Here is a 17,099-nt window from a genome sequence, read left to right on the forward strand (position 1 = left end):
AAAACTCCTGATTTCAGAATTGATAACCGATGCCGGCGTAGTAACCCCAGCCATTCGAGCGGGCGCGGAAATTGCCGTCGCCAAAGTTCAGCTCGCTGCCATCTTCCCAGTTGCCGCCGTTGTGGAAGTAACGCCCGACCAGGGTGAAGCGCAAATGGGTGAACGAGTAGAGCAACACGTTAGTCGCGACCGTCGCGTTGGCGGTGCGTGCCGGGTTGTCCTTGTGGATGTCGGAGCCGAAATCGAAGTTGGTGAAGCCGATGTAGGTCAGCGAGGCGCCGTTGCTGAACTTGTCGATAGGGATGATGTACTTGAGCTGCGCGCGGTAGCCGTCCCACGAATATTCATTGCTCGCGCCGTAGTTTTCCCACTGGTAACGCCCGTACAGGTTGGCCGACAGATTGACCCGCGAATGGGTATCAATGTCGGTGCCGAAGCCGCTGTACAAGGTGTTGGCGCGGTTCTCTTTGCGGCTGCCGTGGTCGTAGATCCAGTCAAACGCTATATACCATTCCTTGAACGGGCCGATGGCCAGGCTGCGGCCGGCGAGGTAGTCGATGGAGATGCGCGGTTCGTGCTCCATGAACACCGGCGAGCCGTGGTCCCACACGCCTTTGTCGTGGCTGTTGCCGATGTTGAAAATCTTCGGCACGTCGATGTAGCCGTACAGCTCAAAGGGCCCCTTGCGCCCGAAATACTCGTATTCCAGGTAGATGTCATCGGCCGGTTGTGGACCGAAGCTTATGTCTTTGCTACCGATCAGGGTCAGGTCCTGGTTGTACCAGTCCGACAGGTAGGCGCCTTTTTTCGGTGGACTGGCTTCGGGGCTGAGGGTTTCACCCTGGGCGGACTCTTCGGGGAGGGCTGGTTGCGCGCAAGTACTTTGACTGAGAACTCCGGTAACGCCAGTCAGTAGCAAGGAAACAGCAAACGTGCGCGCAAAAGGTGCGCGAAGAAGAGAAGCGACGTGCATGCGAAGTCCTTTTTCTGCGGATCAAGGCCCGGATTCTGCGGGCCTGGCTGATGTGCGGCGAAAGTGCCGCGATTGACGCTTCGCAAACGTTTGCATAAGGCGTACCAGTTTCTTTGTTGCACTGAAGATCACTGTGGGAGCGAGCTTGCTCGCGAAGGCGCTGGGTCAGCCAATGCATCCTTTTCTGGGCCAACGCTTTCGCGAGCAAGCTCGCTCCCACAGGGGAATTACTTGTAGTCGAAGTTCCCGTATTCGCAGGCTGAAAGCCGCGAATTAGAGGGCCTAGTCTTAAAGTATTAACACCATTTAATCCGCGCCCCATTTCCAGGCGTCTACTAGCGTTGTGAGCAATTACGCGGTTTGTGATGACCGTCGCAGTCTTGATTCGCGTGTCGAACAAGCACTCGTTCGCACGTCTTCAAGGAAGAATTGGCCACGACAAGGAGTAGCCCGTGCAAGCAAGGTTTGGTGTTGCCCTCGTATCGCGTTTTTCCCCTCTTTCCCTTGCTGTACACCTGAGTGTCGTCGGGCTGTTGTTCGGCGGCGTGAGCACTCCGGCGCTGGCCACTTGTTCCACCATCGGCACCACCGTGACCTGTACTGGTGTGCCGAGCCTGCCGCTGTTTCTCAACAACTTCAACAGTGCCACCAACGGCCTGACGGTCAACGTCAACAGCGGGGCGCAGATGAACGCGACCCTCGGTGGCCGGGTGATGAACCTGACCGGGGTGAACATCACCCTGAACAACTCCGGCACACTCGACCCGGCGTTGCTGGGCCTGGTCTCGGTGTTGAGCGGCGGCGCGTTCATCGGCACGGGTGCCACCAGCACCGTCAGCGTGCTCAATAACGCCAGCGGAATCATGCGCGGCACCGGCATGTTGCTCGGGGTCAATCTGACCAGCGTCGACGGCTTGGCCATCGGTGTGAACAACGCTGCGGCCGGCACCACCAGCATCACCAACAACGGCACCATCACCTCGACCGGGCTGTCGATTGGTGGCATCACGCTGGCCGATACCCCGGTGGTCGGCATTTACGGTGGCTCGCAAGTCAACATGACCAACAGCAGCACTGGCGTCATCAACGGCCGGATCGCGTTCGAGTCGTCGGCAGCGGGCAATACTTTCACCAACGCCGGCGCAATTACCGGCGGCGTGTCGATGGGCGCAAGCAGCACCAACACCTTCACGGCGGTGACCGGTTCTTCGGTCCAGGTCGGTGACGGTATTCAGGTTTCGGTGGGTCTCGGTGGTCTGATCGGCATCGACCTGACCTTCGCCCCGACCGGCACCGTCGATGGCGGCGCAGGCGGCACCAACAGCCTGATCCTGCAAAACCCGATCGGCGTTGGCGGCGGTACTACCGGAGTCGGCACAGCGTCCAGCGCCACCTACGTCAACTTCAACAACCTGACCATCAACAGCGGCACCTGGACCTTGCAGGGACCACTGGTCAGTGGCGCGACTACGCTCAATGGCGGCGTCGCCCAGTTCAACAACAACGCCACGTTTGGCAGCGGTGTGATCACCTCCAACGGCGGGATTTTGCAGGCGAGCAACGCCGGGTTGAACGTCAGCAATTTGATCTCTTTGGGCGCGGGTGGCATGACCGTGCAGGGCACCAACGGCACCACCCTAAGCGGTGTGATTTCGGGCAGCGGCGGCCTGACCAAGATCGGTACCGGCCAATTGAATCTCAGTACGGCCAATACCTATCTGGGCAACACCACCCTCAATGGCGGTACGGTGCAGTTGGGCAACAACCTGGCATTCAGTAGCGGCAACCTCAACTTTACCGGCGCGACCAGTCTGTCGGCGCCGGGCACCATCAACCTGAACAATGCGATCAGCCTCGGCGGCACGATGACCGCCACTGGCACCGGCGCGCTGACCCTCGGCGGATCGATTACCGGCAGCAGTGGTATCACCAAAACCGGCAGCGGCAACCTGACCCTCAGCGGCGCTAACACCGGTTACACCGGCACGACCACATTGAGCGCCGGCAGCTTGCTGGTGACCAATAACGATTCTCTGGGCAGCGGTGCGCTGACCACCGCCGCCGGCACCAACCTCGACAGCACTGCCAACGTCACTCTGGCAAATAACATCGGCATGACCGGCGCGCTGAACGTGCTCGGCAGCAATGCGCTGACGCTGGGCGGCATTCTCTCTGGCACGGGTGCTATCACCAAAACCGGCACCGCCAGCCTGACCCTGAACGGCAATAACACCAACGCAGGCACTACCGCGCTCGACGCCGGTAGCCTGTTCGTCGGCAGCAACACCGCGCTTGGCACTGGCGCATTGAATGCGGCCGCCAATACCACGCTGGATGCGACCGCGGCGGTGAGTTTGGCCAACGCCGTTGCGCTGGCGGGAGGGTTGACCATTGGTGGTACTCAGGCATTGGGGCTGAGCGGCGTCGTCAGTGGCGCCGGCAACCTGATCAAGAATGGCACGGCGAACCTGAGCCTCAGCGGCAACAACACCTTCTCCGGCGGCACCGCGCTCAATGCCGGTACGCTGATTGTCGGTTCGAACACGGCGCTGGGCACTGGCGCATTGACGACGGCGGCGGGCAGCACGCTCGATGCAAGCACCGCTGTGGCGCTGACCAATGCCATTAGCCTCGGCGGCAATCTGGACATCGGCGGCAGCGCTAACTTGACCCTTGGAGGCGTGGTCAGTGGCAGCGGCGGGCTGACTAAGCGCGGTGTGGGCAACCTGATACTCAATGGCGCCAATACCTTCCTGGCTGGCACTTCACTGACAGCAGGTACTCTCACCATTGGCAATGCGGCTGCACTGGGCACTGGTGCCTTGACGATTGCCGATACCTCGACGCTGGACAGCAGCACCTCCGTCAGTCTGACCAATGACATCAACCTCAACAGTGCGCTGACAATCGGTGGCAGCAACAACCTGGGCCTTGTCGGTGTGATCAACGGTGTCGGCCAATTGATCAAAAGTGGCGCGGCCAACCTGACCCTCGACGGCGCCAACACCTTCAGCGGCGGCACCATGCTGAATGCCGGCAGCCTGACCGTCGGCAGCGGCGCGGCACTCGGCACCGGTGCCCTTACCGTGGCAGGAGCGGGCACCCTCAACAGCAACTCGGCCGTGAGCCTGAACAACAACGTCATTCTCAACGCCAACCTCACCGCCGGCGGCGCCAACGCGCTGACCCTCGACGGTGTGATCAGTGGCGGTAACGGTTTGATCAAGACCGGCGCGTCGAGCCTGACCCTCAACGGCACCAACACGTACACCGGCGTGACGGCGCTGAATGCTGGCTCGCTGATCGTCGGTTCCAGCACCGCGCTCGGCGCCGGCGCGTTGAACGCGTCGAATGGCACCACGCTGGACGCCAACACTGCTGCGATCCTGGCCAACAACGTCAACCTCGCCGGCACCCTGACCGTTGGCGGCACCAATGCGCTGACCCTCGGTGGCTTGGTTGCCGGTATCGGGGGGCTGGTCAAGAACGGCGCGGCCGACCTGACCCTCAACGGCGCCAACGCCTATTTTGGCAACACTGCCCTGAACACCGGCAAACTGATCGTCGGCAGCAACACCGCGCTGGGCTCCGGCACATTGAACGCGGCGGCAGGCACCACGCTGGACGCCAATACCGCCGTCAGCCTGAACAACGCAGTGGTATTGGCCGGTGCCTTGAACGTCGGCGGCACGGCGAATCTGACTCTGACCGGTCTGGTCAGCGGCGCTGGCAGTCTGGTGAAAGACGGCGCGGCCAATCTGATTCTCAACGCTGCCAACAACTTCATCGGCGGCACCGCCCTGAACGCCGGTACGCTGACCGTCGGCAACAGCTCGGCACTGGGTTCCGGCGCACTGACGGTTGCGGGCGCGGCGACGCTGGACAGCAATTCGCCGCTGGTCAGTCTCGGCAACGCTGTCGCCCTCAATGCGGCACTGACCGTTGGCGGTACGCAGAACCTGACCCTCGGCGGCATCACCAGCGGCACCGGCCAGTTGATCAAGGACGGCGCGGCCAACCTGACCCTAAATGGCAACAACACCTTCAGCGGCGGCACCGCCCTTAATGGCGGCACGCTGACTCTCGGCAATGCCAACGGTTTGGGCAGCGGTGGGTTGATCGTCGGCGGCGCTGCAACTCTGGATAACAGTGCGTCCTTCGGGATCGGCAATGCGATCACGTTGAACGCCGGACTGACCGTTGCGGGTAACAACGACCTCAGCCTCAACGGCATCATCGACGGCGCAGGCAGCCTGACCAAAAACGGTCTGTCAGATTTGACTCTGGCCGGCAACAACACCTTCACCGGCGCGCTGAATATCGTCTCCGGCAGCGTCACCACGCTTAATACCAATGCACTGGGCGCGACTTCCGGCGTAAACATCAGCGCCGGTGCCGGGCTGAATCTCGGCAGCGATGCAAGCCTCGCCGCACTGACGGGCAGCGGCAGCGTGCAACTCACCGGCAGCAATACGCTGACCGTCGGCGGCGTCAACTCTACCAGCACCTTCGACGGTGACCTCAGCGGCAGCGGCGGGCTGATCAAGGTCGGCACCGGCACGTTGAACCTCACCGGGATCAACGGCATTACCGGCAACACCGCGATCAACGGCGGCATCGTGGATCTCAGCGGTTCGCTGGCCAGCGCACAGATCAACGTCAATACCGGCGGTACCCTGACCGGTACCGGTTCGGCGCTTGGTGCGGTGAACGTCAACAACGGCGGGCATCTGGCGTTGGCTTCGGGCGATACCCTGTCCGCCGGGTCATTGACCCTCGCGGCCGGGAGCAACGTTGATGTCTCTCTCGCGACACCTTCTACTACTTCTCTGATGAACATCGGCGGCAACGTCACTCTCGACGGCAACCTCAACGTCACCGATGGCGGCGGGTTCGGCGTCGGTGTTTACCGTTTGTTCAACTACACCGGCGCCCTGACCAACCAGGGCCTCGATGTCGCCAGCGTGCCGGTGGGTTATGCACTCGGCGATCTGGTGGTGCAGACCGGCGTGGCCAACCAGATCAACATTCAAGTGTCGGCACCGAACTCCGATATTCGTTACTGGGACGGCAGCCAGACCATTGCCAACGGCGTCGTCGATGGCGGCACCGGTACATGGAATGCGGTCGGCACCAACTGGACCGATGCCAACGGTCTGGTCAACCAGCCATGGGCCGGCGACTTCGCAGTGTTCCAGGGCACGGCGGGCACCGTGACGGTCAACGGCACGCAGTTGTTCACCGGCATGCAGTTCCTCACCGACGGCTACAGCCTGGTCAACGGCACGGCGGCGCAACTCACTGCCGTCAACGGCACCGGTGGGACCACAGCGGTGCGCGTTGATCCGGGCGTGACTGGCACCCTCGACGTCAACATCGGTGGCAGCGGCATTCTCAACAAACTCGACAGCGGCACCTTGGTGCTCAATGGCGCCAACACCTACAGCGGCGGCACGCAACTGGATGGTGGCAAAATCATCGTCGGCAGCAACACCGCGCTGGGCAGCGGTACGCTGACCGCCAACGCCGGTACGCAACTGGACAGCAACGCCGCAGTGACCCTCGGCAACGCCGCGACGCTTAACGGCAATCTGACCGTGGTAGGCAGCAATGCGCTGACCCTCAACGGTGTGATTGGCGGCACGGGCGGCCTGATCAAAACCGGCGCGGCCAATCTGACGCTTGGCGGCAACAACGCCTTCCTGGGGCCTGTTGCGCTGAATGCCGGCGGACTGATTCTGGCGTCGAATTCGGCACTGGGTTCCGCCACCCTGAACGCGGCGGGCGGCACCACGCTCGATGCGAGCATGGCGGTAGCGGTGAACAATGCGGTCAACCTGGCGGGTAACCTCGGCATTGGCGGCACGGCAGATCTGACGCTGGCCGGCACGATCAATGGCGCTGGCAGCCTGAGCAAAAACGGTGCGTCCAACCTGACCCTCAGCGGCAATAACAACTTCCTCGGCGGCATCAACCTGGGCGCCGGCACCCTGACCGCCGGCAGCAACTCGGCGCTGGGGCTGGGCGACCTCACCGTGGCCGGCGCCTCGGCGCTGGACAGCAACAGTGCGCTGAGCCTGGGCAACAACGTCGTGCTCAACGCCAACCTGAGCAACACCGGCAACAACAACCTCACCCTCAGTGGCGTGGTCGGCGGCGCGGGCGGACTGATCAAGGACGGCGCGTCGAACCTCACCCTCAACGGCACCAATACCTTCACCGGCGGCACCACCTTGAATGCCGGCACCCTGACTCTTGGCACCGCTGCGGCATTGGGCTCCGGCGCAGTGACCGTGGCTGGCGCATCGACCCTCGACAACAGTTCGCCGCTGGTGTTGGCCAACAACGTCAACGTCAATGCGAACCTGACTTTGGCCGGCAACAACAACCTGACCCTCGGTGGTGTGATTGCCGGGACGGGGACGCTGAGCAAAAACGGTCTGGCCGACCTGACGTTGAGCGGCAACAACACCTTCAGCGGTACCTTCGATGTGCTGTCTGGCAGCCTGACCACGTTGAGCGGCACGGCGCTGGGCAACAACGCCACGGTCAATCTCGGTGCCGGCACCGCGCTCAACCTTGGTGCTTCGGGCAGCCTCGCCAGCCTGACTGGCAGTGGCACTGCCCTGATCGGCAGCGGCAATACTTTGAGTCTCGGCGGCGGCAACCTCAGCAGCACCTTCGCCGGGATTCTCAGCGGCACGGGTGAGTTGGAAAAACTCGGTACGGGCACGCTGACTTTAAGTGGCGTCAGCGACCTCACTGGCGACACCACCGTTAATGCCGGCACCTTGCAGGTCAACGGCTCGCTGACCAGTGCCAACGTGCTGGTTAACAGCGGCGGCACCCTCGGCGGCAGCGGCACGTTGACCAGCGCGGTGACGGTGGCTGATGGCGGACATCTGGCGGGTGTCACCGGCAGCACCTTGTCGGTGGATTCGCTGGTGTTCAGCGGCAATTCCAATTTCGACGTCGGCCTCGGTACGCCGGTGTCCGGCGGCGGTAACGCGTTGGTCAACGTTGGCGGCAACCTGACCCTCGACGGCACACTTAACGTCAGCGACATCGGTGGTTTTGGCAGCGGCGTGTATCGCTTGATCAACTACACCGGCGGCCTGATCGACAACGGCATGCTCATCGGCAGCGTGCCGGGCAGCGTCACACCTGGCGATCTGCAACTGCAAACAGCGTTGGCCAATCAGCTTAATCTGCTGGTCACCGCGCCAGCCGCCACCGTGCAGTTCTGGGACGGTAACCAACTGATCGCCAACGGCACGGTCGACGGTGGCAGCGGTACCTGGGGCACCGGCACCACGAACTGGACCGACGTCAACGGCACCACCAATCAGGGCTGGACCAGCAACTTCGCAGTGTTCCAGGGCACGGCGGGCACGGTCACGGTCAACGGCGCGCAAACCATCACTGGCATGCAATTCGTCACCGATGGCTACAGCTTGGCGAACGGCACGTCGGGTTCGCTGAACCTGGTCAACGGTTCACTGGGCAACGCCACGGTGCGTGTCGATCCGAACGCCACGGCAACCGTCGGTGTAGCGCTCAACGGCGCCGGCACCCTTGGCAAATACGACACCGGCACACTGGTGCTCAACGCTGCCAACGGCTACACCGGCGGCACCGCGCTCAATGGCGGCAAAATCGTCGTCGGCAACAACGCTGCGCTCGGCACTGGGGCGTTGACCGCGGCCAACGGCACGGCGCTGGCCAGCAACGCCGCTGTCAGCCTCAGCAATGATGTGCTGCTGAACGGAGGATTGAACGTCACCGGCTCCAACGCTCTGACCCTCGGTGGTGTGGTCAGCGGCAGCGGCAGTCTGATCAAGACTGGCGCATCGAGCCTGACCCTCAACGGCAGCAACACTTACGGCGGCGGCACCCAGCTCAATGGCGGCACGCTGGTTCTCGGCAACAACAGCGCAATCAGCAGCGGTGCATTGAGCGTGCTCGGCAACGGCACTCTGGACAGCACCTCGGTACTGCAACTGGCCAACGCCATTAATCTTGGTGCCGAGCTGACTCTGCCCGGCAACCAGAACACCACGCTGATCGGCGCGGTGACGGGCACCGGCAGTCTGGTGAAAAACGGCGCGGGCGACCTGGTGCTCAGCGGCGCCAACACCTACAGCGGTGGCACCACGCTGAATGGCGGTAGCACTCGCGGCGACACCAGCAGCCTGCAAGGTGCAATCGCCAACAACGCGGCGCTGACCTTCGAGCAAAACGCCGACGGCAGCTACACCGGCAACCTCACCGGTACCGGCACGCTGAACAAAACCGGCAGCGGCCAACTGCTGCTGACCGGCAACAACAGCTTCACCGGCAACACTTCGGTGCAGGCCGGCACCTTGATCGTCAACGGTGTGCTCAACAGCGCCAACGTCAACGTCGCCAGCGGCGCGCAGATTGGCGGTGGTGGTCAGCTGGGCGGTTCGCTGCAACTGGCCGACGGCGCGACGCTGGCCGGTGGCGGCACGGCAACACCGATGTCGGTCGGTGCGTTGGCGTTGTCTTCGGGGACTGATCTGGACTTCAGCCTCGGCTCGGCTGTCAGTTCCACCACGGTGGTCAACGTCGCCGGCAACCTGACGCTGGACGGCACGCTGAACATCAGCAACGCCGGCGGTTTCGGCACCGGGGTCTATCAACTGTTCAGCTACGGCGGCAGCCTGACCGACAACGGTCTGGTCTACGGCAGCCTGCCGGTAGCGCAGGCCAACCTGACCCTGCAAACCGCCATTGCCAATCAGATCAATCTGCTGGTGCAGGGCTCGCCGGGTGAGGTGCAGTTCTGGAACGGCGGCACCACCAATCCTGATGGCAGCATCGGTGGTGGTAGCGGCGTGTGGGGACCGGGCACCAACTGGACTGATCCGAGCGGTACCCAGGCACTCGGTGCCAACGGCCAGTTCGCGGTGTTCGGCGGGCAGGGCGGCACGGTCACGGTGCAGGGCAATCAGAATTTCACCGGTTTGCAGTTCCTCGCGGCCGGCTACAGCCTGGTACCTGGTGCTGGCGGCACGCTGACCCCAGTCAACGGCACGAATGGCAGCTTCGTACCGGTGCGAGTGAATGCCGGTGCGAGCACGGAAATCTCCGTTCCGCTGGTGGGCACGGGCGGTATCGAGAAACTCGATTCCGGCACCCTGATACTGAGCGGCGCCAACACCTACAGCGGTGGCACCACGGTCAGCGGCGGCACGCTGATCGGTGACAGCACCAGCCTGCAAGGCAACATCCTCAACAACGCCTCACTGTTTTTCGTGCAGGACTTCAATGGGCGGTTCAACGGTCGCCTTAGTGGTCTAGGCGCCATGGCCAAACGTGGTGCCGGCACCTTGCTCTTGACCGGTGATAACCCGTTCAGCGGCACCGTCGCGGTCGATCAAGGCGTGCTACAAGTCGGCAGCCGCGCCGCGCGTGCCTCGTTGGGCGGGCAAGTCACCGTCGCCAACGGCGCCGCGCTCAGCGGTAACGGCAGCGTCGGTTCGCTGGTCAACAATGGTCTGGTGCAATCCGGGGCCGAGGCGGGCACTTTGAGTGTTGCCGGCAACCTGACCAACGCCTCCGCTGGTGTGCTGGCGCTGACCATAAGTTCGCCCACCGCGACACCGCTGGCGGTGGGCGGCACCGCGACGCTCGGCGGCGGTTTGCAGGTCAACTCGCTTGCGCCGTTCACCAGCAATACTACGTATTCGCTGATCACGGCGGGTGGCGGGGTGATCGGTACTTTCAACGCTGCGGATCTGCCGCAATACGCATTCCTCGATTCGGCTTTGGTATACGACGCCAACGCGGTGAACCTGGTGGTCAGCCGCAACGGCAACTCGTTCGTCGATGTCGCTGCCACGGGCAACCAGCGCAACACCGCTTCGGCGTTGTCGCGCAACGGTGCGGCCGGCGATGCGTTGCAGAACGAGATCGTCAACCTCAGCGTGGCGGGGGCGCGCAATGCCTTCGACAGTCTGTCAGGGGAGATTCACGCCAGCACCGCCAGTGCGATCCTCGAGGATTCGCGTTACGTGCGCGAAGCCGTCAACGATCGCATGCGCCAGCCGTCGTGCAGCGCGCCGGATGATCCACGCCGAGCCCTGGCACCAAGTGACAACCAGTTGAGCAGTAACGGTTGCCATGGCGAAATGGTCGGCTGGGCCCGCGCACTCGGCGCCTGGGGTGAGTCCGATGGCGACAGCAACAGCGCCAGCCTCGACCGCAACCTCAGTGGCTTCATGCTCGGCACCGACAAGCAACTTGATGAGCAATGGCGCGTGGGCATGGCGGCCGGTTACACCCGTAGCGACCTCGACGCCCATGATCGTCGCTCGGATGCCACGGTCGAAAGCTACCACTTGGCGGCGTACCTCAACTCGCAGTTCGAGGCACTGGCCGTGCGCCTCGGCGCGGCGTACAGCTGGCACGATATCGAGACCAAACGCGACGTCAGCGTCGGCACCTACAACGACCGTCTGGAGGCCAATTACGACGCCCGCAGCGCTCAGGTGTTCGGTGAAGTCGGCTACACCGTAGAAGCCGCCGGCATAGCGCTGGAGCCGTTCGCCGGCCTTGCCTACGTCAACTACGACACCGACAAAGCCAAGGAAAAAGGTGGAGTGGGGCGCCTGAAGGCCGATGCCGATCAGGACATCACCTTCTCCACCCTCGGCCTGCGCGCCGGCAAAGTCATCACCCTGGCCAACGGCGGGCAATTCACCCCGCGCGCCGCCATCGGCTGGCGACATGCGTTTGGCGACACCAAACCCGACGCGGACCTGACCTTCATGGACGGCGGCGCCTCGTTCAGCACCCAAGGCGTACCGATTGCCAAGGACAGTGCGCTTGTCGAAGCGGGTGTGGACTTCCAGATCAGCCCGACCGGCAAACTCGGTATCGGCTACTCGGGGCAGCTGTCGGACGACAACAACGATCACGCCATGACCATCAGCTTCAGCCTTGGCTTCTGATTTAGGGTCGAAGCACTTTTAACCGCCCGAAAGGGCGGTTTTTTTTGGCAAGGCAAACCGCTGTCACACCCGTGTACGAAGGCGCTGGTTACCGTCCTGTCCGACGTAATGTCTGTAGGAAATATGGCCGGAGATGGCCCGTTTTTTTTCTATCGGAAAAGCCCTACGTCAAATATCGACTCATCTGACTTCACCGATTCGGCCGTCACCCACACAGTCCTGTGTTTTCAACAAACGCAGGGAGATGTGGATGCTAACTGTCGGCAGGCTCATGGTTTTCAAACGAGATATCGAAAGTTTTCCCTGCGGTTTTCAGCTGTCCGCGTGCAGTGCCGGGTTTCTGAAATTACCTGGCGAGCGCCTCGTGCTGGTTGCTCCACTGATTCGCGATGGGTCGTCTGAACGAGGCCTGTCATGAGTTCCCCAGCCAATCTCGCTGCTGCTGCCGCATCAAAAACTGCCATCGGTTCTCCCGGTGCCTGCCCACTGCGACAAACCCACGTGCAACTGCTGCCGTTGAGCTACGGTCTGGTGGAAAGGTCCCAGGATTCAAGTGCCGAATTGCAGTTGCCGTACACCCTGACTGCGCGCCCGTTGGGTATTCGCAGGTTGCGCGATGGCTGGCTGTACATCATCGACAGCCTCAGCGTCGAACTCCACGAGTATCGAGTACTCGACGGTATCGTCACTGCGCTGCTGCATAAGGGCAAAACGGTCAACGAGGATCACCGCACGCCGATTGAAGAGCGCCCGGCACTGATCTTTTCGCGCAAAAGCACGCTGTACGTGACCTACGCCGAGGTGCAGTGGACGGTGAGCAAATGCGCTCAGGTGCAGGGCAGCGCTGAGGAGCGCGAGTACTTCATGCAAGCGGTAGAACTGGTGGCGGTGGATTGCCAGGTCGGCGGCGAGCATTTGCTGACCGTCAATCAGGCAAAGCGGTGGCTGGCGGAGATGGCGGCCGACGCTGAGTCGGTTGCCGAAGCGGATGCGACACGGCTGCCGACCGTACAGGTCAGTGACGCCCCCGAGCACGAACGCGAACCGTATTTGTGGGAGCAACCCCGGCGCTTTCGAGAAGTGCACATCGGCGAGTTTCTCGGCCAGGTGCGCGTTGCCTATCAGGACGACACGCTGTTTTTGCTGGTCAACGATGATTTGGGCGTGATGCGCGATCTGGCTGAATACCAGGACACGGTGGTTGGCTGGGTCGATGACTGGAGCAACACCGACAACAACTCCAGGGATTATCTGCTGGCCAGCTATATCGAGTCGCTGAGCCAGCTCGGTGCCGCCAATTTCGACGCTGTGGCCAAGGCCAGCGAGCAGCCGTCGGCCTCGGCCCTGTTCGCCGATCTTGAACAACTGCCCGAGCCGGGTCGGGAGAACACCCGCAAAGCGTTGCTCGATTATTTGAACAAGGGCGGCAATGTCGAACCAACCTGCGCAGACGCGGCGCCGGAGCTGGAGCAACTGCGCGAAAAGGCGCTCGATCAGGCGCTGGCACTGAATCGCTTTGACGGCGTCGCACCGGACTACACCGCCTACGGGCGTGCCACGGGCGAGGCGGATCGTCGTTATTACACGCGCCAGTACTTCGAGGCGGTCGCCCCCGAAGATTTTGTCGAGCGGCACCTTTCAACATTGGTCGACCTCGGCAAGAACCAGGATCGCCGCATGAAAGATGTACTCGACGGCCCGGTGCTCAGCGGCAAACGCGGGGTCAACGACCTGATCGACCGTCCGGCGATGGACGAGAGACTGAACTTCCTGCGCGACGACCTCGGCCGCTGGAATCGCCTCCTCGAGCGGATCACCGCCGACCGCACGCAACTGCTGTGCGCCGGCAGGTTCCACCGCGCGGCCTGGTATTACGATGTGCAAGTGCCGGATCAACTCGGCCAGGCCCTCAGCACCGAATACGCCTGCCTCAAGGACATCTGCCGCAGCGATACGGCGAGCGAAAAACTGCTCGGTTATCTGGAAGAACACCCGCAACTCACCCGCATCGTGTTCTACACCTTGCCGCTGCGCCTGCAATCGGAGCAGGCGGGGCAGTATTCGACACTGTTCAACGCCGGCATGGCGACGTTCAACAACCTGCCGGACTGGCTGGCCAAACTGAAAAAGATCGAGCAACCGCAACTGCCGGCCCTCGACGACCTGCCCGAACACACCCGCGCCGTCGCCGATGCCGTGCAGCATGCTTACAGCCCGGCGCTGAACCTGGGGCTGATCCGCGCGCTAGAGGGCTTCGACCTGTCGGGCGAGAAAATTCCCGACCTCGACGAACTGTTCCAACGCCTGCCCAAAGCGTTGCGCCTGCGCGTCTTCGACGCGGCGAAAACCAGCGGCGTGACCTTCACCGTCGCTAGCCCTGCGCAACAGTCGGCATTGCAAACCGCGATCAAGGAAGTCCTGCGCGAGCGCGAATACCTCAAGACCCTCAACCGCGAACGCAACCAACTCACCCACAACAAGAATCGCCAAGGCCACAAAACCCCGAGAGCGGCGCAGTTGCAGGAAGAAATCGTGCGCGTGCGCGCCCAACTGACGCAGATCGAAGGGCGATTGGCGGCGGCGTTGAGCCCAATTGAGGAACTGCCGGATCGCGCGGCGAGGCTGTACGGTGCAACGCCTGCTAGGGCGGGGGTGACAGTGGTGTTTCCACCGGCGCAGCAAGGGGAGTTGCGGAGTTTGCTGGGGAATATTCGGTTGGGGGTTGGCGGGGTGTCGGCGGGGAGTCTGGTGAAGACGGAGGGGATGGGGTTGGTGGTGGTTTTGGTGCAAGTGGTGAATTTGGTTGGGGCTTATCGGGAGTTGATGAAGCAGACCAGAGACAAGAAAAAACGTGCTGATTTTTTTGCTGCATTGGCCGCAACGGGGGCTGCCGGATTCACTGCTGCGCAGAGCCTTGCGGATACGGCGTTGAAAGCTCGTGGCACTGCGCTTGTTGCAGGGCTCCAAACCCATGCCTTGCAGCACGTACATGTGCAGATGGGCAAATTGCATATTGGGCTAGGCGTCTTCACGTATGGTTTGGGTCTTAGAGTGTCGCTGGCCAGTTTTAAAAACCAAAACCGAAATTGGCAGGATGCGGTTCGTAGCGGAAATCAGTCAGCACAGGGCGCGGCAGCGCTGGCTACGTTGGGAGCGGGCGGCATGGTGACTGCTAACGGCTATGGGCTGAGTCATACGATTCACGCCACTTTTCAAGTGGTGACTGCACCTAATAACGCCGCACGGACTGCCGCTTGGGCTGCCGCAGGCACGCGCCTATCAACAGTGTTCTTTCGATTCAACCTCGCCGGTGCTCTATTTACAGTCTTGGAGTTGAGCGGTACTTGGCTGTTTAACCGCTACAACATCAGTGCCCAAGACAAATGGCTGAAACTCACACCCTGGAGCCGGGACGCCGAGATGCGCGGCGATCACTCTCTGGAGGACTACCAAAGTTATCTGGCCTTTCTGATACATGCGCCATACGCGCAACTTGGGCCCAACCCGTACGACTCCTGGCTGAAAAACCTGTTGCTCAAAGCCAAACCCAGCGATATCCATCTGGTTCTACCAAGACTGACGTTGAGTGATCTCCTGCCTCCTCTTGGTGGGAAACCGACTCATCGCTTGGGCATTGGTGCACACCGCATTTCCATACCCCTTCACAGTCGCGGAACGCCACAAGAACGCAAAGATGTGATCAGCGATGAGGTCGTCGGCAGCTTGCGCATCGTTAAGTCATCCACAGAAGGCTTGGTGCTCTGCCTTCAGTATCCGGTTGATCACAGCGCTGAATACACTCCAGCGAAAGAAACACTGGAGTTGGCAGTTTGCGTTCAGACCCTGAATGGTAAAGGCGAGTGGGCGTCGCGAACCCGTGTCATACATATAGAACCACGGGGTGAAGGGCATTTTGCGGTGGTTGCGCCTCAGCTTGTGAGAGAAAAACCACCGGTTTTGCACGTTGAAGCCCTGTATTTGGAGACGGCCGATCATGGTGAATAACCCTAATAAGTCCGTTGGCGCACTGCACGTTGAACAACCGCGAAAAGCGGGAGATATCGAACCGTTTCCGAGTGGAAAGCTCACCTATCTAGCACCACCGCCGCTTCCAACACCAATGCCACCCTACGGCCCACATATTGGCGAGATGAAAGATGTGCATATGGATTTTGGATTGGGCTCGCCGCAAGTGTTCTCATGGCAAATCATATTAGGTGGGCCAGTCAGCTTGTCTTTCATGGTTATATTTTTATTCCCGCTAGTAACCGGACTGATGGGAATCATTTTTGGGTATGGGCAGGAAGCTATATGGGAATCAATGGTGAGCATGTTTGAAACGGGCTTTGAGAACTCGCTAATGGTCGACCCCCTTATCTTGCTCATAGGCCTATTAGTCTGGCACCACAACCACAAAAAACGCGCCCACATCATCCCGACCCGCTTCAACCGCCAACGCCGCGAAGTCTGCTTCATGCCCGCAGGCGCCAGCGAACCTGTCTTCGTCCCTTGGGAATCACTCTCCGCCTGGATCATCGAAGCCCAAGGCGTCACCCAATACGGCATCCACCGCCAATACGGCATGGGCATCGGTTTCTACTATGGTGAAACCCTCACCAGCCTCGAATTCCCCTGCGCCGGTCTGCCACTCGCGATCAGCCATTGGGAAGCGATCCGCGGTTACATGGAATACGAGGTCAACGACCTGAAATCCATTCAGGATCTACAAGACCTGCAAGGCCCCGACGATCCCCCCCACGAAGGGCTGCACACCTTCCGCAACGCGCGCACGCGCATGCACCAGCAGATCCGCGACGGTTCACGCACTCGGTTGTCAGGGTTTTTCTGGTACCTGTACCACGTCATGACCCTGTGGACGATTCCCAACCACCTCGTCGAATGGGAAGTACGCCGCCTCGAAAGACTCGGCAAACAAACCCTGCCCGAAATCATGCGCGAATGGTCCGAGCCGCTACCAGAAGATCAATGGGCCAAGCCGAGTGAAGAGCTGCTGCGGCTGAGTGAATGGGTCCGTCAAATGCAAAAACGCCAGCCGCACCGGCCGATTACCGAGATTTTTGCTGAGGTGCATCGTCAACATTGATGGGGGGTGTGGAAACCTGGATGGGTGACCCTGACACGCACCACAA

General features: G+C 61.5%; 4 protein-coding genes. 3 read left to right on the plus strand and 1 reads right to left on the minus strand.

From position 1 onward, the window contains the following. Positions 1-13: 13 nt before the first annotated feature. Complete coding sequence (locus ACIQVE_RS15820) at positions 14-973, minus strand: nucleoside-specific channel-forming protein Tsx (protein ID WP_402809927.1); 960 nt, start codon at positions 971-973, stop codon at positions 14-16. Positions 974-1,425: 452 nt separating this feature from the next. Here ACIQVE_RS15820 and ACIQVE_RS15825 point away from each other — a divergent pair, with 452 nt between their 5' ends. The 3 genes from ACIQVE_RS15825 (at position 1,426) to ACIQVE_RS15835 (ending at position 17,053) form a co-directional block, all read left to right on the plus strand. Next, the gene (locus ACIQVE_RS15825; RefSeq protein WP_402809929.1) at positions 1,426-11,949 is read left to right on the plus strand and encodes an autotransporter-associated beta strand repeat-containing protein; all 10,524 of its coding nucleotides are present in this window, start codon (positions 1,426-1,428) and stop codon (positions 11,947-11,949) included. A 414-nt stretch (positions 11,950-12,363) separates the two neighbouring features. Next, complete coding sequence (locus ACIQVE_RS15830; protein ID WP_402809931.1) at positions 12,364-15,954, plus strand: toxin VasX; 3,591 nt, start codon at positions 12,364-12,366, stop codon at positions 15,952-15,954. Further along, positions 15,944-17,053: a hypothetical protein gene (locus tag ACIQVE_RS15835; protein ID WP_402809934.1), complete on the plus strand. Its 1,110-nt coding sequence runs from the start codon at positions 15,944-15,946 to the stop codon at positions 17,051-17,053. The genes ACIQVE_RS15830 and ACIQVE_RS15835 overlap by 11 nt, the downstream gene beginning before the upstream one ends. The last annotated feature ends 46 nt before the right edge of the window (positions 17,054-17,099 follow it).

The sequence above is a fragment of the Pseudomonas sp. NPDC098747 genome (assembly GCF_044760045.1).
In the GTDB taxonomy this organism is placed as follows: domain Bacteria; phylum Pseudomonadota; class Gammaproteobacteria; order Pseudomonadales; family Pseudomonadaceae; genus Aquipseudomonas.

Bases quoted from the DNA above. Each gene is read 5' to 3' on its own strand.
- ACIQVE_RS15820 (WP_402809927.1), bottom strand. From the start codon at position 973: ATGCACGTCGCTTCTCTTCTTCGCGCACCTTTTGCGCGCACGTTTGCT.
- ACIQVE_RS15830 (WP_402809931.1), top strand. From the start codon at position 12,364: ATGAGTTCCCCAGCCAATCTCGCTGCTGCTGCCGCATCAAAAACTGCC.
- ACIQVE_RS15835 (WP_402809934.1), top strand. From the start codon at position 15,944: ATGGTGAATAACCCTAATAAGTCCGTTGGCGCACTGCACGTTGAACAA.